This is a genomic window from Xanthomonas nasturtii, from assembly GCF_001660815.1.
GTDB lineage: Bacteria > Pseudomonadota > Gammaproteobacteria > Xanthomonadales > Xanthomonadaceae > Xanthomonas > Xanthomonas nasturtii.
The window spans coordinates 1-21,361 of record NZ_LYMI01000039.1; the positions used below are offsets into that span (position 1 = coordinate 1).

The window sequence follows — 21,361 nt, forward strand, 5'->3', positions numbered from 1 at the left end:
CCGGTCTTGAGCCGCAAGGCCGGGCGCTATGCGCATGCGCGCCAGTTCAAGCGCATGCACAAGGTGCTGCGACGCCAACGCACGCTCCTGGGACGCGTATTACGCGATCTGCAACGCAAGCTGGACCCCTTGGTGCGTGAGCGCATCAGTGTCTGGCTGGAACGCGCACAACGGGTGTTGACACAACGCCCCAAGGACAAGCAAAAGCTCTACGCCCTGCATGCGCCGGAAGTGGAATGCATGAGCAAGGGCAAGGCACGGACACCTTACGAATTTGGCGTCAAGGTCGGCATTGCGGTGAGTGCGTGCAAAGGCTTGATCGTGGGCGCGCGCAGTTTTCCCGGCAATCCTTACGACGGCGATACGTTGGCCGAGCAGCTGGAGCAGACGCGTGGGTTGCTGCAGGATGTGAATGTGACCCCGCAGGTAGCGATCGTGGACCTGGGGTATCGCGGACGTGAGGTAGATGGCGTGCAGATCCTGCATCGCGGCAAGGCCAAGACGCTGACACGACGGCAATGGAGCTGGATCAAACGCCGGCAAGCGGTGGAGCCGGTGATTGGACATCTGAAACAGGACTGCCGCTTGAATCGCTGCTATCTAAAGGGTGCCCAAGGCGATGCACTACACGTGCTCGGCTGCGCCGCCGGCTACAACCTGCGCTGGCTGCTGCGCTGGATCGCCTTTTTGCGTGCCTGGTTGCAGGCGATGGCAGGGGCATCCTTGAGCCTGGTGCACCGGTCGCCGCTGACCTTTGGTGCTTGAAGGGGGTTTTTCAGGGGCGACTAGGTATCGCTCTGGAACGACTGACATCACACTCAGGTGCAGTGGCCTGAATCTTCGAAACCACGCTTTCTGATTCTGCATTATTCCTGCACGGACCTGTTTGTCGGCACATGTTTCGCAGCGCTTTTCAGGGCGAGCGCTGTTCAACCGGCAAACCCGCCGTCATCGAGAAACTGCTGTTCCTCTGCGGTGGTCATACGCCCCAGTACCGCATTGCGGTGCGGGAACCGGCCAAAGCGCTGGATGATGCGCTGATGCTCCAGCGCCCAATGGGTTGTCTCCGTATCGCCCAGTGCGCTGATCAGCTCCACCGCGCGCGCCTGCTCCTGCAAGTCTTCGGCGTGCTCGAACGGAAGATAGAAAAACAAGCGCAGTTGCGCCGAAACCTGCTGGTCGAAGCCACGTTCCACCGCCTGCCTTGCACACTGCAATGCCAAGCCGTCGGTGGCATAGGCATGCGCGCTACCGCGAAAGGCATTGCGTGGAAACTGGTCCAGCAGGATCAGCAAGGCCAGCGCATCTTCGGCGCGCGCCATCCACTGCGTGTATTCGCCACGCGCGGCGGCAAAATGCTGCTCGCTGAAATGCTGGCGAAAGTTGGCATCGAAGGCGTCGTTGTGCGTGAACCAGCGGGCCGAGCCGGCCAGTTCCCAGAAAGCCAACACCACATCGGCCTGTTTGTTGCGTTCTGTTTTGGCAATCATCGGCATTCCCCCTGACGAATGCCGCATAGCATGCACTGGCGCATGTGATGAGCCCGCCGCCCCACGTCCAGCACTTGGCAAGCACGCCGCTGACAGCTAGGTTTGCGGCTGACGTTTTCGTTTTACCGGGGAAATCCATGCGTTCCATCCTGTTCGCCGCGCTGGGCGCGGCTGTGCTTTGCGGCCCTGCGTCTGCGGCGTCGACCGCATCGCGCTTCGTGCAAGACCCCTACCCCAGCACCTACCGTGCGCTTGCGTCCGGTCCGGTGCTGATCCAGCACGCCACGGTGCTCACCGGCACCGGCCAGCGGCTGGACGATGCCGACGTGCTGCTGCGCGATGGCAAGGTGGCTGCCGTCGGCCGCGCACTCGAGGCGCCGGCCGATGTACGCCGCATCGACGGCACCGGCAAGTGGGTCACGCCCGGCATCATCGACGTGCACTCGCATCTGGGTGTGTACCCCAGCCCGGGCGTCAGCGCGCATAGCGACGGCAACGAGATGACCGCACCGGTCACCCCCAACGTGTGGGCCGAGCATTCGATCTGGCCGCAGGATCCCGGCTTCGGCACCGCGCTGGCCGGCGGCATCACCTCGCTGCAGATCCTGCCCGGCTCGGCCAACCTGATCGGCGGGCGCGGCGTCACGCTCAAGAACGTGGCCTCCACCACCTACCAGGGCATGAAGTTCCCCGGCGCGCCGTGGGGCCTGAAGATGGCATGCGGCGAAAACCCCAAACGCGTGTACGGCCAGAAAGGCGGCCCCGGCACGCGCATGGGCAACGTGGCCGGTTACCGCGCTGCGTTCATCGACGCGGCCGAGTATCTGCAGAAAAACGCACCGAAAAAGAAAGCCGCCAAGAAGCGTCACTGGTGGAGCAGCGGCGGCGACAACGACAGCAGCGGCGATGCGGGCGGCAAGCGCGACCTCAAGCTCGACACGCTGGCCGGCGCCATCAATGGCGACATCCGCGTGCACATCCACTGCTACCGCGCCGATGAAATGGCCACCATGCTGGACCTGTCCAAGGAATTCGGCTTCCACATCGCCGCCTTCCACCACGGCGTGGAGGCATACAAGCTGGCCGACCGGCTGGCGCAGGACAACGTCTGCGGCGCGCTGTGGGCCGATTGGTGGGGCTTCAAGATGGAAGCCTTCGACGGCATCCAGGAAAACATCGCACTGGTCGATCGCCCGGCCAACAGCTGCGCCATCGTGCATTCGGATTCGGAAGAAGGCATCCAGCGGCTCAACCAGGAGGCCGCCAAGGTGATCGCCAACGCGCGCCGCAGCGGCATCGAGATCCCGCCCGAACGGGCCATCCGCTGGCTCACCAGCAACGCTGCCAAGGCGCTCGGCATCGAGCAGCAGACCGGCGCATTGGAGCCGGGCAAGATGGGCGATGTGGTGGTGTGGAACGGTAATCCTTTCAGTTCCTATGCACTGGCCGAACAGGTGTATATCGACGGCGCGCAGGTGTACGACCGGCATAACCGTGCGCTGCAACCGGTGTCGGACTTCATGCTCGGCCAGGAGGTGGCACGATGAGCCGCGCAACCGCTATACGCCCGCGATTGCGTGTGATCGCGGCGCTGGTCACGGCGGCGCTTGCGTTGCCTGCCTTCGGCCAGCAGGTGCTGATTCGCGGCGCCACCGTGCACACTGCCACTGCGCAGGGCACGCTGCATAACACCGATGTACTGGTGCAGGGCGGCGTGATCCGCGCCATCGGCCGCAACCTGGCAGCCCCTACCCATGGCCGCGTCGTTGAAGCCAAAGGCCGGCCACTGACGCCTGCCTTGTTCGGCGGCATCACCGAAATCGGCATTGAAGAAGTCTCCGGCGAAGAGAGCACGGTGGACAGCGGTATCAAGCTGGCCGAGCAACCGATGCGCCCGGAATTCGACGTCACCCTGGCCTACAACCCCGACTCGGTGCTGGTGCCGGTGGCGCGCGTGGAAGGCATCGGCTTCACCGCCTTGGGCGCAACCACCAGCGGCGCCTTCATTGCCGGCCAGGGCGGCATCGTGCGGCTGGATGGCAGCCCCGACCCGGTGGGCCCGCATGCGTTGTTTCTGCGCATCGGTGCAGCGGCGTCCGACCTCACCGGCAGCTCGCGGGCAGCGCAGTGGATGCTGTTGGATCAATTGGTTGCCGAAGCGCGCGGCCGCATACAGGCCGATTCGCCGCATGCCTTGCTGACCCCGGTCGGCCGCAATGTGCTGGCCAGGTACCTGGCCGGCCAGGGCCGCATCGTGGTGCAGGTGGAACGGGCCGCCGACATCCGCCAGCTGTTGCGCTGGGCGCAGCGCGAGAAGGTGCGCATCGCCATCGCCGGTGGCGCCGAGGCATGGAAGCTCGCGCCGCAACTGGCGCAGGCCAAGGTGCCGGTGCTGGTGGATGCACTGGCGGATCTGCCCTCGACCTTCGACCAGATCGGTGCCACGCTGGAAAATGCCGCACGTCTACGCGCGGCCGGTGTGGAGGTCAGCTTTACCCAAAACGGCGACGCCTCGCACAACGCACGCAAGCTGCGCCAGCTGGCCGGCAACGCCGTCGCCAATGGTCTGCCCTGGGAATCGGGCCTGGCCGGGCTGACCCGCGTGCCGGCGGAGATCTTCGGCGTGGGCGATCGCATCGGCAGCATTGCCGTGGGCAAGCAGGCCGACCTGGTGCTGTGGGAGGGTGACCCGCTGGATGTTGCGCACTACGCCGAGCAGGTCTGGCTGGGCGGTCGCGAGATGCCGATGCGCTCGCGCCAGAGCGAGCTGCGCGACCGCTACATGCAGCAGGCCGGCCCGTTACCGCGCGCGTATCTGAAGTAAGCGTTCGCGGCGTGCCCAGGGCGCGCCGCGTTCGTCAGCATCACGCTGGCCTGCTCCCCGGCAGCGTTGCCTATATCGCGCTCGGCACTACCGCCACCCTGCACGATCTGCTGATATACCTGATCGGCGGTGGTCTGGCGTACATGGGCGATGTGCTCTCATGGCGTGGTGCCGCGTCTCGCTGGCGGCCGTCGCTGCAGTGATGCAGCCCATCAGGCCTATCGCATGTCTCCGGTTTCACTCCTGGCCGTGTTCGACAGCCGCGGTGTCTTGCCACGGCGGATGCCGTGTGCCCGCACCGCCGTTGCGCGACCGTGAGTTCGCTGTTTCAAGGCGGTGGCTTGCGTTCGATTGATCGCAACGTGCTGCGCCAGGCCCCCGCCAATCTGCAGCGCGGGATGGAGGCAGTGGGCGGGCGCTTGATTCTCACCGCCGACGCGCTGCTGTTTCAGCCGCATGCGTTCAACGTGCAGACCCGCTCGCTGAGCGTGCCCCTGCGGCAAATCGTGGCAGTGCAGCCCTGCTGGACGCGCCTGCTCGGCCTGGTGCCGATCGCGCCCACATCGTTGGCGGTGCGCTTGAACGATGGCAATGCACACCGCTTCGTGCTGGGCAAGCGCAGACAATGGATGGCCGACATTGATGCGGCACGTGGTGCGTTGTAGGCAACACCACCGGAGGTGATTGCAGACGTGGCCATCCATGTAAACCGCTCACGGTGGCCTCGTCCGATGTGCGACGCCGGCGCTGCACGCGCCGCACATGCGACCACTTCATTGTGTGGTGTGTAGCGAAGCTTCGCAGGTACTCGCTACCGAGCACCGACAGGCAGCGCGCAGATTGCGACGTGCCCATGCCTCAAAAGTGTGTGCGAGCCACCCAGTGCCGGCAGCCCGCACAGTACGTTAGACGCTGCGCTTACTTGGCGTCCATGGTCGCGCTGACCTTGGCCCAGCCATTGCCGCGCACCACTTCGAAGCCCGCTTCGGCCGCATGCAGATACATGCTGTTGTTGTAGCGGCCATCCTTGGAGCGGTTGTTCTGCAACCAGGTCAGGAACGGCTTGGCGTCGATGTTGAGACTGCCGCTGGTCTTGAGCGTCGGCTGGCCGGCGGTGCCGGTCGGGATGAAGGTGTAGACGTAATAGCCGGCACCGGAATTGAAGCCTTCCCACAGGTCGAAGGTGCGCCCACCCGCCGTGATGACCTTGGTCGCGGTCACGGTGCCGATCGGCCAGGAGTTGTGGTCGCCCCAGATCATCACTTCCAGCTGCGGATTACCTTTGGCGGTGTCCCAGCGGAAAAAGATGTCGTAGGCAAAATCGCCCGCCAGGTTGGTGCCGCCAGCGCTGTAGTTGAACTTGAAGGGCAGTGAGCTGATCGACGAGATCTGCTTGGGAAACAGCTTGTCGCTGGTCGGGTTCCAGTCGTAGTGCCAGCCACGCACGATCGCCGGGTAGCCGTACAGGTTGTAGTCGGCGAAGTTGAAGGTGACCGTCAGCTCGGGCGTGCTGCCGGTCCCGAAGGTGCCCTGGATGATGTTGTTGGGATCGTTGAAATTGTTCACCCACGCATAGTGGTTGCCGAAGATCTTGTACGGCCCGGCGAGCGCCGCCGGGGCGAGTGCCACCAGACCGATGGCCAGCGCCGCGGTCCACCAGCGCGATGCGCGCCGCCGCGTCGTCGGCGCCCGGGCGCCGATCTGGATGAGGTTGCTGGATGGGCTGTTGTGCATGTTGACTCTCCGTGATTCAGCGCGGCAGCGCCAGTACGGCGCCGTCGGGATCCGCCTTGCGGCGGTGGAGTTGAACCCTAGCAGCGGCGTCGTGAGGGGAGCTATAGCGATTCCGGCAGGCCTGTACAGCCGAGCAGGATAGCGGGCGCTACCCTGCACTCGCAGCGTGCGCTGGCTCTCAGTTAGTCATCTGGATCGGCATGCAGATGCATGTACCTCTCAGAGACGCCAGAGCGCTGTGGCCACGAATGCTGCAGAGCCACATACGCAGCCACCACCACGCCCACGCATGCCGGTTGTGGCGCTACCTGTCGATGCACCGTAATTCCAAAGCGGTGGCATGGCGGTGCATGCGGCCTGCCCGGCTGCCACCCCCGCCCTCTGCACCCTCGAACCGCCCCCACATCAGGCCAACGCGTCGGGGCCGTTTTGCGATAGCGTTCGCACTGCAGACAACGCAAGAGCCGAAGGGGGCGACGAATGCGTATCGGAATCGTGGTGGACAGTGCTTGCGACCTGCCGCAGGACTTCATTCAACGCAACAACGTGACTGTGCTGCCAATCAGCGTGCGCATCGGCGAGGCCGTGCTGGCCGATCATCGCGACGAAGAAGCCACGCTGAGCTTTCTTCAGGCGCATGTGGCCGAGCGCGGCCACGAGGCCGAGACCACGCCGTTTTCGGTCAACCAGATCCGCGACCTGTTCCTGAAACAGCTGGTCATCGACTACGACCACGTGTTCTGCCTGACCATTTCCAAGCTGCGCAGCCAGATCTTCGACAACGCCATGCAGGCCAGCTTCGCCATCCTCAACGACTACAAGCCGATCCGTCAGGCCGCCGGCCACATGTCGCCGTTTGCGCTGCGGGTGGTCGACACGCTCAACCTGTTCGCCGGCCAGGGCATCACTGCGGTGGAAGCTGTCCGCCTGCGCGAGCAGGGCCAGGGCGTCGCGGCCATCCGCACCCGCCTGGAACACCTGGCCGAGCACACCTACGGCTACATGATCCCGCGCGATCTCTACTACCTGCGTGCACGTGCACGCACCAAGGGCGACCGCAGCGTCGGCCTGATCGGCGCTGCGCTGGGCAGCGCGCTGGACATCAAACCGGTGCTGCGCGCCTACCGCGGCGTCACCGAGCCGGTGGCCAAGCTCAAAGGCTTCGAGCCTTCGGCAGAAAAATTGTTCGGCTTTACCGTACGCAAGATCCGCGAAGGCCTGATGACCCCGACAGTGTGCGTCGGCTACGGCGGCGAACTCGCCGAGTTGCACGCCCTGCCCGGCTACAAAGCGCTGCAGAGCGCCTGCCAGACCCATGGTGTAGAACTGTTCGAAAGCGTGATGAGCCTGACCGGCATGGTCAACGTCGGCAAGGGCGCCCTGGCGGTCGCATTTGCCGCCGAACCACACACGTTTTCGGCTTGAAACATGGGCGAAGGCGTGATGCCCTCCTCACACCAGCAAGTCAGCGGACTGCAGGTTAAAACCTTTGCACACCGACCGTCTCAACTGGTCCTTGCAGCAAACGCAAGGCGTCGAAGGCGCGGTGAGGACACCGCGCCACACAGTTGGCCGGTGGTCGCGTGAAAGCTGCTTGTAGCGCGTTGCGCATCCGGTGTTGAGCCGGCGCGTCATGATCGAACAATGCGCATCAATCACGGCTCCTACCGTGCACACCGACCATCTCGCCTGGTCCTTGCCCGCCCACCGTCGCGGGACCTTGAGCGGCATGGATGCCGCGCCAGAGCTACATGGACGTACTTGCAGCGTGTCCTGCGATGGTGGGCGGGCAAGGGCCACGCAGCAACGTTACAGAGCTGAATCTTTTAGCTCTGAATCTATGAAGCTAAAGAGCTTAATCATCGAAGCTAGCCATTCCCTTCCCGAACGGCGAGTTCTGAGCTCATGACAACTGCCTGACTTGCGACACCTGATGCGTCACACGATGCCTTCTTCGCATGCAGAATCGATATCCACTACGTCTCCAAGACGACGCTTCGCGCTGCACGCAAATCGAAGCATCATCGCAACGACAGGTTCAACACCGAAGGTGTTGCCACCGGCGAGGAGAATGTCACCGTGCCGCCGCCGTCGCTGGCATCGGTGTAACGCACATCGCGGGTATCGATCACCAGTACCAGCCGCTGCCCTGCGGGAATTTCGGTTGCTGCCGCCTGCAGCGTCCAGTCCAGCGTGACTGCGCGTCCCGGCGTGGCATTGCGTAACGAATATGGCGCGTGTGTGATCAGTTGCGCCACGCCCAGACCATCCATGCGATACAGATACGCGAACAGACTCACCTTCGACTGACTGGGTACGACGGTCACGCGCAGCGAGGGGCTTCCGGCCAGGCGCCGGGCACTGCTCGATGGCGAGCCGACCCATACTGCGGCACCTGCGCGGTTGACCAGCGGAATCGAGGTGCTCACCGGCACGCCGATGCCTTGCAATAAACCGTTGACCAGCACGACGCCGGAATCGGCCAAGGTCGGCATGTCGGTGGCGATGCGCGATTGCCATCCGCTCGAGGTCCCACCGATCAATCCACCGGTCGGGCTGAGCAAACCGGCAGGTGCGGACAGGCCAAGTTGCGTGGTTTCCTGTTGTACCGACGCCCAGTCCGGATAGTCCAACCATTGCCCGGCCCGTGGCGACAGCCGCACCGGCGCTTCGGTATCCACCCCGTTACGGACTTGCTTGAGATGGCGATCGAACCAGCGCGTGGTCGCGGTGTACACCTCGTTCGGCAATCCCAACGCACCGGGTAGCTCGGCGGTGGCGTGATCGCCCTGGCTGAGCAGCAATTGTTTCGGGCCACGCAACTGGTTGAAGAATGCGATGGTCTGGTTCGGCGGGAACAACCCATCGTTGAACGCATTGCCCAGCAGTACCGCAGTGCCGCGCGCATTGAGCGCCGCCACATCGGTGGCCGGGCTGCGCGATGCGGCCTGCGGCAGGAAGCCCTGCACCGCGCCGTCGTAATCGCCTTGCGCAACGCGTGCGCCGATCTGCGCCAGATCCGGCCCGGCCCGCCCGGTCAGCGCGCCCGCGCCGACCAACAGCCCCACGCCTTGTTGGCTGACAGTGCGATTGGAATACAGAGACGCTTCCAGATCGGCCCAACCGCTGAGCGCAGCCACCGCCTTGATGCGTGGGTCGCGCTCGGCCGCCAGCAGGCTGATGCCCGCACCGTAGGAAATGCCCGACGCACCGATCGCGTTCGGATTGGCCGGCGTATGCGCCAGCGCCCAGTCGATCACCGCGCTGACGTCTTCCACCGTGTCCGGCCCGGCGATGTCGATCTGCCCGGCCGAATCCCAGAATCCGCGCGAGGTGTAGCTCACCACCACGTAGCCGTCGCTGGCCAACAGGCTGGCGCGACCCAGGTATTCCAGATTGGGCAGCGACCAACTGGCCGGCATCACGATCAGCGGAAACGGCCCGGCACCCTGTCCCTGCGGTACCAGCACCAGTGCGCCCATCTGCGCGCCATCCCAGCCGGGAATGCGTTCGTAGGTCTTGCTGAAGGCGCCCGCCACTGCCGACGCCGAAGCCACCAGTAACGCCAATGCGGCGATGCTTCCGATCCAACGCTTGCTCATGTTGCTCTCTCCCACGCGAGGCAGGGCCGGGATAGCCCAGCGGCAACTGCCATGCATCCGTGGTTCGGGGGAGAACATCGCGAACGTACCAGACGGTATGGTATGGATCAAGGTGCGGGAATCGGGAATCGGAGTCGGGAGTGCCGGACCTGCAGTCACCCGGGCAGGGATCACCTCGGCCGCGAGCGTTTCAGCCGACGAAGTGCTGGTAGCCGCGCTGCGGCGGTTGCCAGGGGTTGCCGTCGGCGTCGTGCACTACCACGCCGGGCGTTGCGACAATCTGGCCGATGCGCGTTGCCGCTACCTCGGCGAACTCCATTGCCTGCGCCACCGCATCGCGGTGCTGCGGCGCGGCGGTGAAACACAGCTCGTAATCGTCGCCACCGCCAAACTGCCAGCCGAGGCACTGCAATGCGCTGGTCCCGGCGCTGCGCGGCATCGCCGGCAAGGCAGCACGTGTCAGTTGCGCGCCCACGCCGCTGCGTTCGCACAGATGCCCCAGATCGGCCAGCAGCCCGTCGGAGATGTCCACGCAGGCATGCGCAAGCCCGCGCAAACGCAGCCCGGCCTGCACGCGTGGCTGCGGACGCAGCAGGCGGCAGCGCCACCGTTCACGCAACGGGTCGGCAGCCATGCAGGTCACCTCCAGCTGCCCGGCTTGCCACAGCGCCAACGCAGCAGCGGCCTCTCCCGGCGCGCCGGTTACCCACACGTCATCGCCCAGACGCGCACCGTCGCGACGCAGCGCCGCACCCGGCGGTACGCTGCCGATCGCCGTCACCGCGCACGAGAGTGGCCCGCGTGTGGTGTCGCCACCGACCAGCACGATGTCGTGCGCATCGGCCAGCGCGAAAAAACCGTCGGCAAACGCATCCACCCACGCCGCATCGTCGTGCGGCAGCGACAACGACAAGGTGCACCAACGCGGTTGCGCGCCCATCGCTGCCAGATCGGAAAGATTGACTGCCAGCGTCTTCCAGCCCAGATCGTCGGCGCGCGTCTCTTGCGGAAAATGCACACCGGCATTGAGCGTATCGGCAGTGATCGCCAATTGCTCACCAGCCGGCGGCTGCAGCAGTGCCGCATCGTCGCCAATGCCCAACGGCACATCGGCACGCGCGGCAATGCGCGCACGCAGACGGGCAATCAGATCGAATTCGGGCATTTGAAGGGCCGGGATTTGGGATTGGGCATTGGGGATTGGTCACAGCAGGCTTTGCGAGGGGCGGCATGACGGCTGGCCAGCTGCACCATCGGTGGATGCGGCAGAGCAGGTGGCGTCGATCAAGCCACGGCTGCGCCGCTCAAGCGAAGGCGCTCGCACCTTGCACGGGCGGGACCTGCGCTGGCTGCCAATCCCGAATCACGAATGCCGAATCTCGGCGCCTCAGGCGCCCGACTCCACCTTGCGCCACTCCACCGCCGCACGATCGAGCACGCCGTTGACGTAGGTGTGGCCGTGTTCGGAGCCGAAGCGCTTGGCGGTTTCGATCGCCTCGTTGATCACCACGCGGTACGGCACGTCCTGGCGGTACAGCAATTCGTAGGCGGCCAGACGCAGGACTGCGCGTTCGATCGCATCGACCTCTTCCACGCCGCGGTCCAAATATGGGGTCAGCGCAGTATCCAGTTCGGCACGGTTGCTCAGTACGCCTTCAACCAGGCTTTCGAAGTAGGCCAGATCGGCTACTTCGTGCGCCTGCTCGTGCGCGAACTGGCCGATCACCTGCTTGGCGAAGCCACCGGAAATCTGCCACGCATACACCGCCTGCAAGGCACGCCTGCGTGCGCGCGAACGCAGCACCGGGTCGATGCCGTCGCGACGGCCGTGGCGTGGGTGCCCACCGGGCTTGCTCATGGCAACAACTCCATCAAGTTCACCAGTTCCAGCGCCGCAAGCGCGCATTCCTCGCCCTTGTTGCCGTGGCTGCCGCCGGCACGCGCTTCGGCATCTTCCACGCGTTCAACGGCCAGCACACCGTTGAGCACCGGCACACCGGTCTGCAACTGCACGCTCATCAGGCCTTCGGCGCACAGGTCGGCCACATGTTCGTAATGGCGGGTATCGCCACGGATCACGCAGCCCAGCGCGATGATCGCGCCATGCTGGCCGGACTGCGCCACGCGGTTGGCGGCGATCGGAATTTCCCAGGCGCCCGGCACGCGGATCACGTCGATGGCGTCTTCGCCAATGCCGTTGCCGGCCAGGCTCTGGCGCGCGCCGGTGACCAGCGCGTCGGTGATGCGGGCATTCCAGCGGCTGGCGATGATCGCAAAGCGCGCGGTGGTGGGGCGAAGATCGCCTTCGTAGTGGGTCATGCGGGTCGGCAACTCGAGGGGGCGGGAAGTTTAACAGCTGCCGGGGCCAGGCCCGGCCGCCGCGTGCAGGCCGGGGCCGCCAAAGCAGACCCGGCCATGCGCTTCAGGAACCTGTGCAATGGCACCTATCGTCTGCGCGGCCAGCTGGCGCAGCCTTCGGCTGGAACCGGTCGCCGACACCGGCGGCCACCGTGCCGGGACACAACCGCAGCCCCTGGCGGCTGCGCGCTGTCAGCCACGCGTCAGCGCCGGCAACGGCAAAAGGGCCATCAAAAATGGATCAAATGACTGCGGTTGGTAACGGCTCGCAGCCATCTCAGGGCACGGCGGAAGGCGCCACCGAACGCAGGCCTTCGCCGGCGTGGCATTCCAGATACTCCACCACCTCCAGCCCGAACCCGGCCAACCCCACCTGACGGCGCGGGGTGCCCAGCACGCGCAGCTTGCCCAGGCCCAGCTCGGCCAGGATCTGCGCACCGGCACCATTGCGCCGCCACTGGCTGACGTCCTTGGCGTTGGCCGCGGCCTCGGGTTGCTGGCGCAGCCGCGCCAACAGCGATTCGCTGTCGCGCGGGGCCGACAGCACCACCATCACGCCCTGCCCTTCGGCGGCGATCGCACGCAGCGCATCGGTAGCCGCCACGCCGAAATCGTCGCGCTGCCAGTGCAGCAGATCGGCCAGCGGGTTTTCCACCTGCACGCGCACCAGTGTCGGCGTCTGTGGATCCGCATTGCCGCGCACCAATGCAAAGTGCAGGTCGTGCGCGATGCGGTCGCGGTAGGTCACCAGTGTGAACGGGCCGAATTCGGTGGTGATCTCGCGCTCGTCCACACGCTCGACGGTGTGCTCGTTGGCCAGGCGATAGGCGATCAGATCGGCGATCGAGCCCATCTTCAACCCATGCTCGCGTGCGAACACTTCCAACTGCGGGCGACGCGCCATGCTGCCGTCCGGGTTGAGCACTTCCACCAGCACGCCGGCCGGTTCCAGCCCGGCCAGCATCGGCAGGTCGCTGGCCGCTTCGGTGTGGCCGGCACGGGTCAGCACGCCGCCGGGCTGCGAAATCAGCGGGAAAATATGCCCCGGCTGGCTCAGGTCCTGCGGCTTGGCATCCGGGCGCACGGCGGTGCGCACGGTGTGGGCGCGGTCGTAGGCGGAGATGCCGGTGGTCACGCCTTCGGCTGCTTCGATGCTGACGGTGAAGTTGGTCTGGAACTGCGCGGTGTTGTTGCGCACCATCGGCGCCAGGCCCAGCTGCGCGCAGCGCTCGCGGGTCAGCGACAGGCATACCAACCCGCGCGCATGGGTCACCATGAAGTTGATGTCCGACGGCTTGACCAACTCGGCGGCCATGATCAGATCGCCTTCGTTTTCGCGGTCTTCGTCGTCGACGATCACCACCATGCGCCCGGCGCGCAGTTCTTCGATCAATTCCGGAACGGGCGCGAAGTTCATGCCGCACCCCGTGTGCCGAGGAGGCGTTCGACATAGCGCGCCACCAGATCGATTTCCAGGTTCACCGCCGCGCCGACGGCGGTCTGCGCAAATGCGGTATTGGCCACCGTGTGCGGAATCAACGCAACCTCGAAGCCGTCTTCGTCTACCTCATTGACGGTCAGGCTGACGCCGTCCACGCAGATCGAGCCTTTTTTGGCCACATAGCGCAATACCGATGATGGGGCGGCAAACCGCCAGCGCTGCGCACGTGCATCGCCATGCACCGATTGCACCTGGCCCAGACCATCCACATGCCCGCTGACCAGATGCCCGCCAAGACGGTCGGTGGGCCGCATCGCGCGCTCCAGATTGAGCAGTGCGCCCTCGGGCAATGCGCCCAGCGTGGTCAGCGACAGGGTTTCGGTGGAGGCGTCAGCCTGAAAGCTGCCGGCGTCGAACGCAATGACCGTCAGGCACACGCCGTTGACTGCAATGCTTTCGCCCAGTTGCACCGCGTCGAACGGCAAATTGCCAGTGGCGAAGGTGAAACGCACATCGCCGCCCTGCGGCTGGCGCGCCGCCAGCTGGCCAACGCCTTCAATGATTCCGGTAAACATCAGCGTGCTCCCGCGTGCAGCAATGACACCGCGGAGATGGAGCGCTGGAACACCGCGGCGCAGCGCGGCAGGTGGTGCATGGACATAGTCGTTTCTCGCAGAAGTTGAGCGAAAAACGCCGCAAGGCAAAGCAAACAGGCGCGCGCGCAGCCGCAAGGCTGCACGGTGGCCGTCTTCTTTCATCCGGACTATACCGTCGGCTCCGGCATCGGACCGGATCTGCTGACCTTCGCGCGATGCCCGACACTGCAGTGCCAACCATCGCGACGAAGCGCTCGCGGGCTCGCACGCTTGCGCGTGCCCACCGCCGGTGGGGAATCGCACCCCGCCCTGAAGACGTTCGTAAGTGCCGGCGAACCGGCCGACGCAGTTTAACAGCGCACCTCGGCGCAGTGGCTGAGCGTCAGGTGAGGCTGACGGGACACTGTGTCGTGTCGGGAAATTCCCCATAGCCAGCTTTGTGAAGGATCTGTTAAATTACCCGCCGCGACGGGAGACGTCGCATTTTCCGCCTCGCAACGGGGCGGAGACACGGACATCACTTCGGAGAGAACCATCCAATGCGTAATACCCTGATTCTGGCCGCCCTGCTGGCTGCCGCCCCGTTTGCCGCCTCTGCGGAGGGCCTGAGCTACAACTATGTCGAAGGCGGCTGGAACCGTACCGACTTCAACGTCAATAATGGCAACGAAGGCATCAACGGCGGCTATCTGCGCGGTTCCTGGCAGATCGCCCAGCCGGTCTACGTCTTCGCCGGCTACCAGCGCGCCACCAAGGACTTCAACCTCGGCGCCGGCTTCACGGTCGACAGCACCCTGACGCAGGCCAACGCCGGTATCGGCTACCGCCAGGAAATGACTGAGCGCGTCGAGTTCATCGCCGACATCAGCGCGCTGCGCACCAAGGTCGATGCGGACCTGCGCCAGCGCGGCCGCTCGCTGGGCAGTAGCTCCGACTCCACCACCTTGGGCTGGGCCAACCTGGGCCTGCGTGGCAAGCCCTCGCCGCGCACCGAAGCCTGGATCAAGGCCGGCTACATCGACGGCAGCGACGTGGACGAAGGGGAGTTCGTGGGCACCCTGGGTGGCCAGGTGAACTTCACCCCGACCTGGGGCCTGGTTGGTGAAGCCCAATTCATCGACAACGCAAACCAGTACCGCGTCGGCGTGCGTGCAAGCTTCTGACCGGCATCGCGCACTAATAAAAAGGCCCCGCATGCGGGGCCTTTTTTTTGCACTTACACCGCCGCTGGCGGCACGTAGTGCAGACGTAGATCCTGCCCGAGCTGACGCACATCGCGTAGCTGCAGTGCATGCCGCTGCGCCATCGTTTCGATGCCAAGGCCAGCGAGCAGCGGCCGTGCGGTCTCGCCCAGCAGCACCGGGGCCATGTAGACCAACAGCTCATCGACCAGCCCGGCCTGCAACAGGGCGCCGCTCAGCGTGGCGCCGGCTTCCACATGCACTTCATTGATGCCGCGCTCGGCCAGCAATACCAGCACAGCGGCCAGATCGAAGCGACCGGCGCGCAAGGGCATCGCAGCAAATTCCGCGCCGTCCAACGCGTCTGGAACGACAGCATCGCCGTGCAGATACAACGTTGGCGCATCGCCATCGCGAATGTTCTTGCACGCCACTGTGCGCAAGCCGGCATCCAGCACCACACGCAGCGGCGGCACGACTGTGCTGCCATCCCCCAGCCGCACCGTCATCGCTGGGTCGTCGGCCAACACCGTGCCTGCACCGGTAAGGATCGCGCCGGCGCGCGCACGCCAGCGCTGCACGTCTGCACGTGCGTCGGGACCGGTAATCCATTTGGATTCGCCGCTGGCCAGCGCAGTGCGTCCGTCCAGACTGGCGCCGAGCTTGACCCGTAGCCACGGCCGCCCACGCTCCACGCGCGACAGAAAGCCCTGGTTCAAAGCGCGCGCCTGGGCTTGCATCACGCCGCTAAGCACGTCGATTCCGGCCTCGCGCAGCAATGCAAAGCCACCGCCGTTGACCTGCGGAAACGGGTCGGCCATCGCCGCAACCACACGCTTCACACCTGCCTCGATCAAGGCCAACGCACACGGTGGCGTGCGCCCGTAATGCGCGCACGGCTCCAGCGTCACGTACGCGGTGGCACCGCGCGCCAGCTCGCCGGCTGCACGCAGCGCGAAGACTTCGGCATGCGGGCCGCCGGCACGTTGATGAAAGCCTTCGCCCACGCGCACGCCATCGCGCACGATCACGCAGCCCACCATCGGGTTGGGGCGCGTGGTGTAGGCGCCCCGCTCGGCCAGGCGTAACGCCTGCGCCATCCAGCGGTGGTCGTCGGCACTCGCGATCGCTGCTGTTTCACTCATTGCGTTGCCACTCCCGGCGCGATGCACATCACCACAATCTGCATCGGGCCCAGCAAGAATTCGGTATGCGTTCGCCATCCCAGGCGCTGGTAAAACGGCGCCAATGCCGGCTGGCAATACAGGTAGAGCAGCGGCACGCCCAGCCGCGCGGCGGCCTGTACGCAATGCGCCACCAGCGCCTCGCCGATGCCCTGCCCGCGTGCCTGCGGCTGCACATACAACGAGGCCAGCCAGGGCGACCATTGCCGGATGCGTGCATCGTCGTTTTCGAGCAGGCTCACCGAACCCAGCCACTGCGTCTGATCCAGCGCCACCCAGCTCGTGGGAATCACGCCATCGCGCGTATGGCTACGCAATTCGCTCAGCGCTTCGTCGAAGTTCCAGTCCGGCAACAACGCGCCAAAGGCCTGCAGATGCGCTTGCGCAATCGCAGGCAAATGCTCCGGCGTTTCTGCGACGCAGGCGATGCGCACCGCGCTCACCGCTTGCCGGGTTTGCCGGCACGTTCCAGGGCTGCTTCCAATAGCGGCAACTGCTCGCTGCCGACCGGCAGTTCGCGTTCGAGCTTTTCGATTTCCTCGCGGAAATCGGCCACGTCCTGAAAGCTGCGGTAAACCGAGGCAAAGCGCACATAGCCGACATGATCGAGCTTGCGCAGCTCCACCATCACGTATTCGCCCACGCGCAACGAACCCACTTCGCGCTCGCCGGACATCCGCAGCTGATGCACGACCGCGCGTACCGCCGCTTCAATCTGTTCTTCGGCGACGGGCCGCTTTTGCAGCGCGCGGTCGAAGCTGGTGCGCAATTTACGCGCATCGAACGCCTCACGCCCACCGTCGCTCTTGACCACGGTGGGCAACTTCAGTTCGATCGTTTCCAACGTGCTGAAACGCTCACCGCACGCCTCGCACTCGCGGCGCCGACGAATCGTCGTACCGTCTTCGGACACCCGCGAATCGATCACGCGGGTGTCGTTGTGCTGGCAGAAGGGGCAGTGCATCAGGGTGCCGGGATTGGAGAGTGGGGATCAGGGATTGGCAACAGCAGGAGCAAGGACGCGCCTGCGGCGCATCCCCAATCCCGAATCACCAATCCCGGCACCTCAGCCATACACCGGATACTTCTTGCACTGCGCGGTCACCGCGTCGCGCACCTTCGCCAGCACGGTTTCGTCGCTCGGCGCATCCAGCACGTCGGCGATCCAGTTGGCCAGGTCGATGCTGTCCTGCTCCTTGTAACCGCGCGTGGTGATTGCCGGGGTGCCCAGGCGCAGACCGGAGGTGACGAACGGCGAGCGTGGATCGTTGGGCACCGCGTTCTTGTTGACGGTGATGTGCGCCTTGCCGAGCGCGGCTTCTGCGTCCTTGCCGGAGACGTCGCGGCCGATCATGTCGACCAGCATCAGATGGTTTTCGGTACCCCCGGAGACGATCTTGTAACCACGCGCGATCAGCGTGTTGGCCATCGCCTGGGCATTCTTCACCACCTGCTGCTGGTAGGTCTTGAACGCCGGCTCCAGCGCCTCCTTGAACGCAACCGCCTTGGCGGCGATGACATGCATCAGCGGGCCGCCCTGGATACCGGGGAACACGATCGACTGCAGCTTCTTCTGTAGCTCTTCGCTTGCGCCCTTGGCCACGATGATGCCGCCACGCGGGCCGCGCAGGGTCTTGTGCGTGGTCGAGGTGACCACGTGCGCATGCTCCATCGGACTCGGGTACACGCCGGCGGCGACCAGGCCGGCGACGTGCGCCATGTCCACGAACAGATACGCACCAACGCTGTCGGCAATGGCGCGGAAGCGCGCCCAGTCGATCTTCTGCGAGTAGGCAGAGAAACCGGCTACCACCATCTTCGGCGTGTGCTCGGTGGCCAGGCGCTGAACCTCGTCATAGTCGATCAGGCCCCGCTCGTTGACGCCGTACTGCACGGCGTTGAACAACTTGCCGGAGACATTGACCTTGGCGCCGTGGGTCAGGTGGCCGCCATGCGCCAGGCTCATGCCCAGAATGGTGTCGCCCGGCTGCAGCAGCGCCAGATACACCGCCTGGTTGGCCTGCGAACCGCTGTGCGGCTGCACGTTTGCATAGTCTGCTCCGAACACCTGCTTGATGCGCTCGATCGCCAGCTGCTCGGCGATGTCGACGAACTCGCAGCCACCGTAGTAGCGCTTGCCCGGATAGCCTTCGGCGTACTTGTTGGTCAGCTGGCTGCCCTGCGCTTCCATCACCAGCGGGCTGCAATAGTTCTCGCTGGCGATCAGCTCGACATGATCCTCCTGGCGGCCGGCTTCAGCGGCGATGGCCTTGGCCAGTTCGGGGTCGTAGGTTTCCAGTCGGACGTCGCGCGAGAACATTCGAAGCTCCGGGGCAGCTGTTGCCAGTAGGGGCGCCGATTGTAAGCCCCCCATGCACGGGTGACCAATCGCCAGGCTGTCGCAGCCAGCAGGGCGCTTGTCGATGTCCCTGCGCCGCAACGACAAAGGCGCACCGGAGTGCGCCTTTGGGTGATGGCCCGCCCGCGTGGAGGAGCAGCGGGACGCGGAAGGCCGGCTTAGTTGTTGAGCACCAGGTCGGCGATGATGCCGGTGGCGATAGCCACCATCAGCAGGTTGCCGCGGTCGTCGCGCTGCCAGCGGTAACCGTACGGCGGGCGGCGCAGGTCATAGCGGTCGTAATCGTTCACCACATAGACCGGGCCGTGATAGCGCTGGCCGCGGGCCCAGTACGGACGCGGCGGCGGGCCGGCGCGGTAGTACACGGGGCGGTCATAGACATAGACGCGGTTGCGGTCGTAGCGGCGGTCCTGGTAGCGGGCATCGCGGTAGCCCTCGCGGTAGCCGTTGCTGTAATAGCGGCGGTCCTGACGCCACTCGCGGCGGTCGTCACGGCGATCACCGCGCCAGTCGCCACGATGATCCCGACCGTGGTCGCGGTCATGGCCGCGGCGATCATGGTCGCGGTCCCAATCCCCGGCAAACGCAGCCGGTGCGAAGGAACCCAGCGCCAGGATGGAGGAAAGCACAACGGTAACGATGCGTTTGCGGTTCATGACCAGCTCCTGTTTGCGATGTCGCAATTTCATTAAGGCGCTGCTCGCCTTAACGCATTCTTGCTGGAATCGGTTACGAAAATCCCTATTCAGGTAACAGGATGGCTGCCGTTTAGCTCCGGCGTAGTGCGCCGCGGCTCCAGGCAGTTGCCGGTATAATCGGCGCAATCCCTTTTCCGCTGCCTCCGGCCTCGGCCGGCGGGCTGCCTGCGTCCACGGAGCACCCATGTCGCAATACATTTACACCATGAACCGCGTCAGCAAGGTGGTCCCGCCCAAGCGGCAGATCATCAAGGACATCTCGCTGAGCTTCTTTCCGGGCGCCAAGATCGGCCTGCTGGGCCTGAACGGCGCCGGCAAGTCGACGGTGCTGAAGATCATGGCCGGCGTGGACACCGACTTCGAGGGCGAAGCCCGCCCGCAGGCCGGCATCAAGGTCGGCTACCTGGCCCAGGAACCGCAGCTCAACCCCGAGCACACCGTGCGCGAAGCGGTGGAAGAAGGCGTGGGCGACGTGTTGCAGGCGCAGGCCGCGCTGGACGCGGTGTACCTGGCCTATGCCGAGGAAGGCGCCGACTTCGATGCGCTGGCCAAGGAACAGGAGCGCCTGGAGGCGATCCTGGCTGCCGGCGATGCGCACACCCTGGAAAACCAGCTGGACGTAGCCGCCGATGCGCTGCGCCTGCCGCCGTGGGACGCGGTGGTCGGCAAGCTGTCCGGTGGTGAGAAACGCCGCGTGGCGCTGTGCCGCCTGCTGCTGCAGAAGCCGGACATGCTGCTGCTCGACGAACCGACCAACCACCTGGACGCCGAGTCGGTGGAATGGCTGGAGCAGTTCCTGGCGCGCTATACCGGCACCGTGGTGGCAGTGACGCATGATCGCTACTTCCTGGACAACGCCGCCGAGTGGATCCTGGAACTGGACCGCGGCCGCGGCATTCCGTGGAAGGGCAACTACACCGACTGGCTCACCCAGAAGGACGAGCGCCTCAAGCAGGAAGACAACCAGGAAAAGTCACGCCAGAAGGCGATCCAGAAGGAACTGGAATGGTCGCGCCAGAACGCCAAGGGCGGCCGTACCAAGGGCAAGGCGCGTCTGGCCCGCCTGGAAGAGCTGCAGTCGGTCGATTACCAGCGCCGCAACGAAACCAATGAAATCTTCATCCCGCCGGGCGAACGCCTGGGCAACGCGGTGATGGAGTTCAAGAACGTCTCCAAGAAATTCGGCGACCGTCTGCTGATCGACAACCTGTCGATGATCGTGCCGCCGGGCGCCATCGTCGGCATCATCGGCCCCAATGGTGCCGGTAAGTCGACCCTGTTCAAGATGATCACCGGTGCGGAAAAGCCCGATTCCGGCGAGATCGTGGTCGGCCCGACCGTGCAGCTGTCGTACGTGGACCAGAGCCGCGACAAGCTGGAAGGCAACCACAACGTCTTCCAGGAAATTGCTGGCGGCCTGGACATCCTCAACATCAATGGCGTGGAGATCCAGTCGCGCGCCTATATCGGCCGCTTCAACTTCAAGGGGCAGGACCAGCAGAAGATGGTCGGCTCGCTGTCCGGCGGTGAACGCGGTCGTCTGCACATGGCCAAGACCCTGTTGCAGGGCGGCAACGTGCTGCTGCTCGACGAACCGTCCAACGACCTGGACATCGAAACGCTGCGTGCGCTGGAAGATGCCTTGCTGGAATTCCCGGGCAACACCTTCGTGATTTCGCATGACCGCTGGTTCCTGGACCGTATCGCCACGCACATCCTGTCCTTCGAAGGCGATTCGCACGTGGAGTTCTTCCAGGGCAACTACCGCGAGTACGAAGAAGACAAGCGCCGCCGCATGGGCGACGACGCCGGCCCGAAGCGCCTGCGCTTCAAGGCGCTGAAGTAAGAAGGAAGTGGTACGAAAAGGGCGCCGCAAGGCGCCCTTTTTACATAA

Annotated in this window: 20 protein-coding genes and 1 riboswitch; of the genes, 7 read left to right on the top strand and 13 right to left on the bottom strand. The window is 65.0% G+C overall.

Features of this window, described 5'->3' with window-relative positions; translation table 11 throughout:
• On the top strand, positions 1 to 765 hold a 765-nt coding region (locus tag A7D16_RS14470), incomplete at its 5' end, for a transposase (protein ID WP_153043170.1).
• A 164-nt stretch (positions 766 to 929) separates the two neighbouring features.
• Here A7D16_RS14470 and A7D16_RS14475 read toward each other — a convergent pair.
• Positions 930 to 1,496, bottom strand: a complete 567-nt coding sequence (locus A7D16_RS14475; RefSeq protein WP_181920667.1) for a DUF924 family protein — start codon at positions 1,494 to 1,496, stop codon at positions 930 to 932.
• A gap of 131 nt (positions 1,497 to 1,627) precedes the next feature.
• On the opposite strand from A7D16_RS14475, the gene A7D16_RS14480 reads away from it, so the two are divergent.
• From A7D16_RS14480 to A7D16_RS14490, 3 genes are all read left to right on the top strand, one after another.
• Positions 1,628 to 3,037, top strand: coding sequence for an amidohydrolase (locus A7D16_RS14480; RefSeq protein ID WP_064633866.1), 1,410 nt, complete (start codon positions 1,628 to 1,630; stop codon positions 3,035 to 3,037).
• On the top strand, positions 3,034 to 4,314 hold the full coding sequence (locus tag A7D16_RS14485; RefSeq protein WP_064633868.1) for an amidohydrolase family protein: 1,281 nt from the start codon (positions 3,034 to 3,036) through the stop codon (positions 4,312 to 4,314). The genes A7D16_RS14480 and A7D16_RS14485 overlap by 4 nt, the downstream gene beginning before the upstream one ends.
• 341 nt (positions 4,315 to 4,655) lie before the next feature.
• Positions 4,656 to 4,979 carry a hypothetical protein gene (locus A7D16_RS14490; RefSeq protein ID WP_064633920.1) on the top strand — a complete coding sequence of 108 codons (324 nt, stop codon included), beginning with the start codon at positions 4,656 to 4,658 and terminating at the stop codon, positions 4,977 to 4,979.
• A 253-nt stretch (positions 4,980 to 5,232) separates the two neighbouring features.
• On the opposite strand, the gene A7D16_RS14495 is transcribed toward A7D16_RS14490, so the two are convergent.
• A complete protein-coding gene (locus A7D16_RS14495) occupies positions 5,233 to 6,048 on the bottom strand; it encodes a GH12 family glycosyl hydrolase domain-containing protein (protein WP_064633870.1) in 816 nt (271 codons plus the stop codon).
• 480 nt (positions 6,049 to 6,528) lie between these two features.
• On the opposite strand from A7D16_RS14495, the gene A7D16_RS14500 reads away from it, so the two are divergent.
• Complete coding sequence (locus tag A7D16_RS14500) at positions 6,529 to 7,473, top strand: DegV family protein (RefSeq protein ID WP_064633872.1); 945 nt, start codon at positions 6,529 to 6,531, stop codon at positions 7,471 to 7,473.
• 596 nt (positions 7,474 to 8,069) lie between these two features.
• Here A7D16_RS14500 and A7D16_RS14505 read toward each other — a convergent pair.
• The 6 genes from A7D16_RS14505 to A7D16_RS14530 form a co-directional block, all read right to left on the bottom strand.
• Positions 8,070 to 9,650 (bottom strand): CocE/NonD family hydrolase, encoded by a 1,581-nt coding sequence (locus tag A7D16_RS14505; RefSeq protein WP_064633874.1) that lies wholly within the window; start codon positions 9,648 to 9,650, stop codon positions 8,070 to 8,072.
• Between the two features lie 190 nt (positions 9,651 to 9,840).
• A complete protein-coding gene (gene thiL / locus A7D16_RS14510; protein ID WP_064633877.1) occupies positions 9,841 to 10,815 on the bottom strand; it encodes a thiamine-phosphate kinase in 975 nt (324 codons plus the stop codon).
• A gap of 222 nt (positions 10,816 to 11,037) precedes the next feature.
• Complete coding sequence (nusB, locus tag A7D16_RS14515; protein WP_064633879.1) at positions 11,038 to 11,508, bottom strand: transcription antitermination factor NusB; 471 nt, start codon at positions 11,506 to 11,508, stop codon at positions 11,038 to 11,040.
• Entirely contained in the window at positions 11,505 to 11,969 is a 465-nt protein-coding gene (gene ribH, locus A7D16_RS14520) for a 6,7-dimethyl-8-ribityllumazine synthase (protein WP_064633881.1), read from the bottom strand. The genes nusB and ribH overlap by 4 nt, the downstream gene beginning before the upstream one ends.
• Positions 11,970 to 12,285: 316 nt before the next feature.
• Positions 12,286 to 13,425, bottom strand: coding sequence for a 3,4-dihydroxy-2-butanone-4-phosphate synthase (ribB, locus tag A7D16_RS14525; protein ID WP_064633883.1), 1,140 nt, complete (start codon positions 13,423 to 13,425; stop codon positions 12,286 to 12,288).
• The gene (locus A7D16_RS14530; RefSeq protein ID WP_064633885.1) at positions 13,422 to 14,024 is read right to left on the bottom strand and encodes a riboflavin synthase; all 603 of its coding nucleotides are present in this window, start codon (positions 14,022 to 14,024) and stop codon (positions 13,422 to 13,424) included. The genes ribB and A7D16_RS14530 overlap by 4 nt, the downstream gene beginning before the upstream one ends.
• A 167-nt stretch (positions 14,025 to 14,191) precedes the next feature.
• Positions 14,192 to 14,366: riboswitch (FMN riboswitch) on the bottom strand.
• 218 nt (positions 14,367 to 14,584) lie between these two features.
• Here A7D16_RS14530 and A7D16_RS14535 point away from each other — a divergent pair.
• Positions 14,585 to 15,208 carry a hypothetical protein gene (locus tag A7D16_RS14535; protein WP_064633888.1) on the top strand — a complete coding sequence of 208 codons (624 nt, stop codon included), beginning with the start codon at positions 14,585 to 14,587 and terminating at the stop codon, positions 15,206 to 15,208.
• 53 nt (positions 15,209 to 15,261) lie between these two features.
• On the opposite strand, the gene ribD is transcribed toward A7D16_RS14535, so the two are convergent.
• The 5 genes from ribD to A7D16_RS14560 all read right to left on the bottom strand — a co-directional run bounded on the left by ribD (position 15,262) and on the right by A7D16_RS14560 (position 19,425).
• The gene (ribD, locus tag A7D16_RS14540) at positions 15,262 to 16,371 is read right to left on the bottom strand and encodes a bifunctional diaminohydroxyphosphoribosylaminopyrimidine deaminase/5-amino-6-(5-phosphoribosylamino)uracil reductase RibD (protein ID WP_064633890.1); all 1,110 of its coding nucleotides are present in this window, start codon (positions 16,369 to 16,371) and stop codon (positions 15,262 to 15,264) included.
• Positions 16,368 to 16,853: a GNAT family N-acetyltransferase gene (locus A7D16_RS14545; protein WP_064633892.1), complete on the bottom strand. Its 486-nt coding sequence runs from the start codon at positions 16,851 to 16,853 to the stop codon at positions 16,368 to 16,370. The genes ribD and A7D16_RS14545 overlap by 4 nt, the downstream gene beginning before the upstream one ends.
• On the bottom strand, positions 16,850 to 17,374 hold the full coding sequence (gene nrdR / locus A7D16_RS14550; RefSeq protein ID WP_003490311.1) for a transcriptional regulator NrdR: 525 nt from the start codon (positions 17,372 to 17,374) through the stop codon (positions 16,850 to 16,852). The genes A7D16_RS14545 and nrdR overlap by 4 nt, the downstream gene beginning before the upstream one ends.
• 102 nt (positions 17,375 to 17,476) lie before the next feature.
• The gene (gene glyA, locus A7D16_RS14555) at positions 17,477 to 18,730 is read right to left on the bottom strand and encodes a serine hydroxymethyltransferase (protein WP_064633894.1); all 1,254 of its coding nucleotides are present in this window, start codon (positions 18,728 to 18,730) and stop codon (positions 17,477 to 17,479) included.
• A 197-nt stretch (positions 18,731 to 18,927) separates the two neighbouring features.
• The gene (locus A7D16_RS14560; protein WP_064633922.1) at positions 18,928 to 19,425 is read right to left on the bottom strand and encodes an RcnB family protein; all 498 of its coding nucleotides are present in this window, start codon (positions 19,423 to 19,425) and stop codon (positions 18,928 to 18,930) included.
• 226 nt (positions 19,426 to 19,651) lie between these two features.
• Between A7D16_RS14560 and ettA the strand changes: the two genes are divergently transcribed.
• Positions 19,652 to 21,313, top strand: a complete 1,662-nt coding sequence (gene ettA, locus A7D16_RS14565) for an energy-dependent translational throttle protein EttA (RefSeq protein ID WP_064633896.1) — start codon at positions 19,652 to 19,654, stop codon at positions 21,311 to 21,313.
• The last annotated feature ends 48 nt before the right edge of the window (positions 21,314 to 21,361 follow it).

Coding starts and splice junctions, on each gene's coding strand:
- A7D16_RS14530 (WP_064633885.1), bottom strand. CDS start 14,024: ATGTTTACCGGAATCATTGAAGGCGTTGGCCAGCTGGCGGCGCGCCAG.
- A7D16_RS14480 (WP_064633866.1), top strand. CDS start 1,628: ATGCGTTCCATCCTGTTCGCCGCGCTGGGCGCGGCTGTGCTTTGCGGC.
- A7D16_RS14535 (WP_064633888.1), top strand. CDS start 14,585: ATGCGTAATACCCTGATTCTGGCCGCCCTGCTGGCTGCCGCCCCGTTT.
- ribH (WP_064633881.1), bottom strand. CDS start 11,969: ATGACCCACTACGAAGGCGATCTTCGCCCCACCACCGCGCGCTTTGCG.
- thiL (WP_064633877.1), bottom strand. CDS start 10,815: ATGCCCGAATTCGATCTGATTGCCCGTCTGCGTGCGCGCATTGCCGCG.
- ettA (WP_064633896.1), top strand. CDS start 19,652: ATGTCGCAATACATTTACACCATGAACCGCGTCAGCAAGGTGGTCCCG.
- A7D16_RS14485 (WP_064633868.1), top strand. CDS start 3,034: ATGAGCCGCGCAACCGCTATACGCCCGCGATTGCGTGTGATCGCGGCG.
- A7D16_RS14475 (WP_181920667.1), bottom strand. CDS start 1,496: ATGCCGATGATTGCCAAAACAGAACGCAACAAACAGGCCGATGTGGTG.
- nusB (WP_064633879.1), bottom strand. CDS start 11,508: ATGAGCAAGCCCGGTGGGCACCCACGCCACGGCCGTCGCGACGGCATC.
- A7D16_RS14505 (WP_064633874.1), bottom strand. CDS start 9,650: ATGAGCAAGCGTTGGATCGGAAGCATCGCCGCATTGGCGTTACTGGTG.
- A7D16_RS14560 (WP_064633922.1), bottom strand. CDS start 19,425: ATGAACCGCAAACGCATCGTTACCGTTGTGCTTTCCTCCATCCTGGCG.
- A7D16_RS14500 (WP_064633872.1), top strand. CDS start 6,529: ATGCGTATCGGAATCGTGGTGGACAGTGCTTGCGACCTGCCGCAGGAC.
- ribB (WP_064633883.1), bottom strand. CDS start 13,425: ATGAACTTCGCGCCCGTTCCGGAATTGATCGAAGAACTGCGCGCCGGG.
- glyA (WP_064633894.1), bottom strand. CDS start 18,730: ATGTTCTCGCGCGACGTCCGACTGGAAACCTACGACCCCGAACTGGCC.
- A7D16_RS14495 (WP_064633870.1), bottom strand. CDS start 6,048: ATGCACAACAGCCCATCCAGCAACCTCATCCAGATCGGCGCCCGGGCG.
- nrdR (WP_003490311.1), bottom strand. CDS start 17,374: ATGCACTGCCCCTTCTGCCAGCACAACGACACCCGCGTGATCGATTCG.
- ribD (WP_064633890.1), bottom strand. CDS start 16,371: ATGAGTGAAACAGCAGCGATCGCGAGTGCCGACGACCACCGCTGGATG.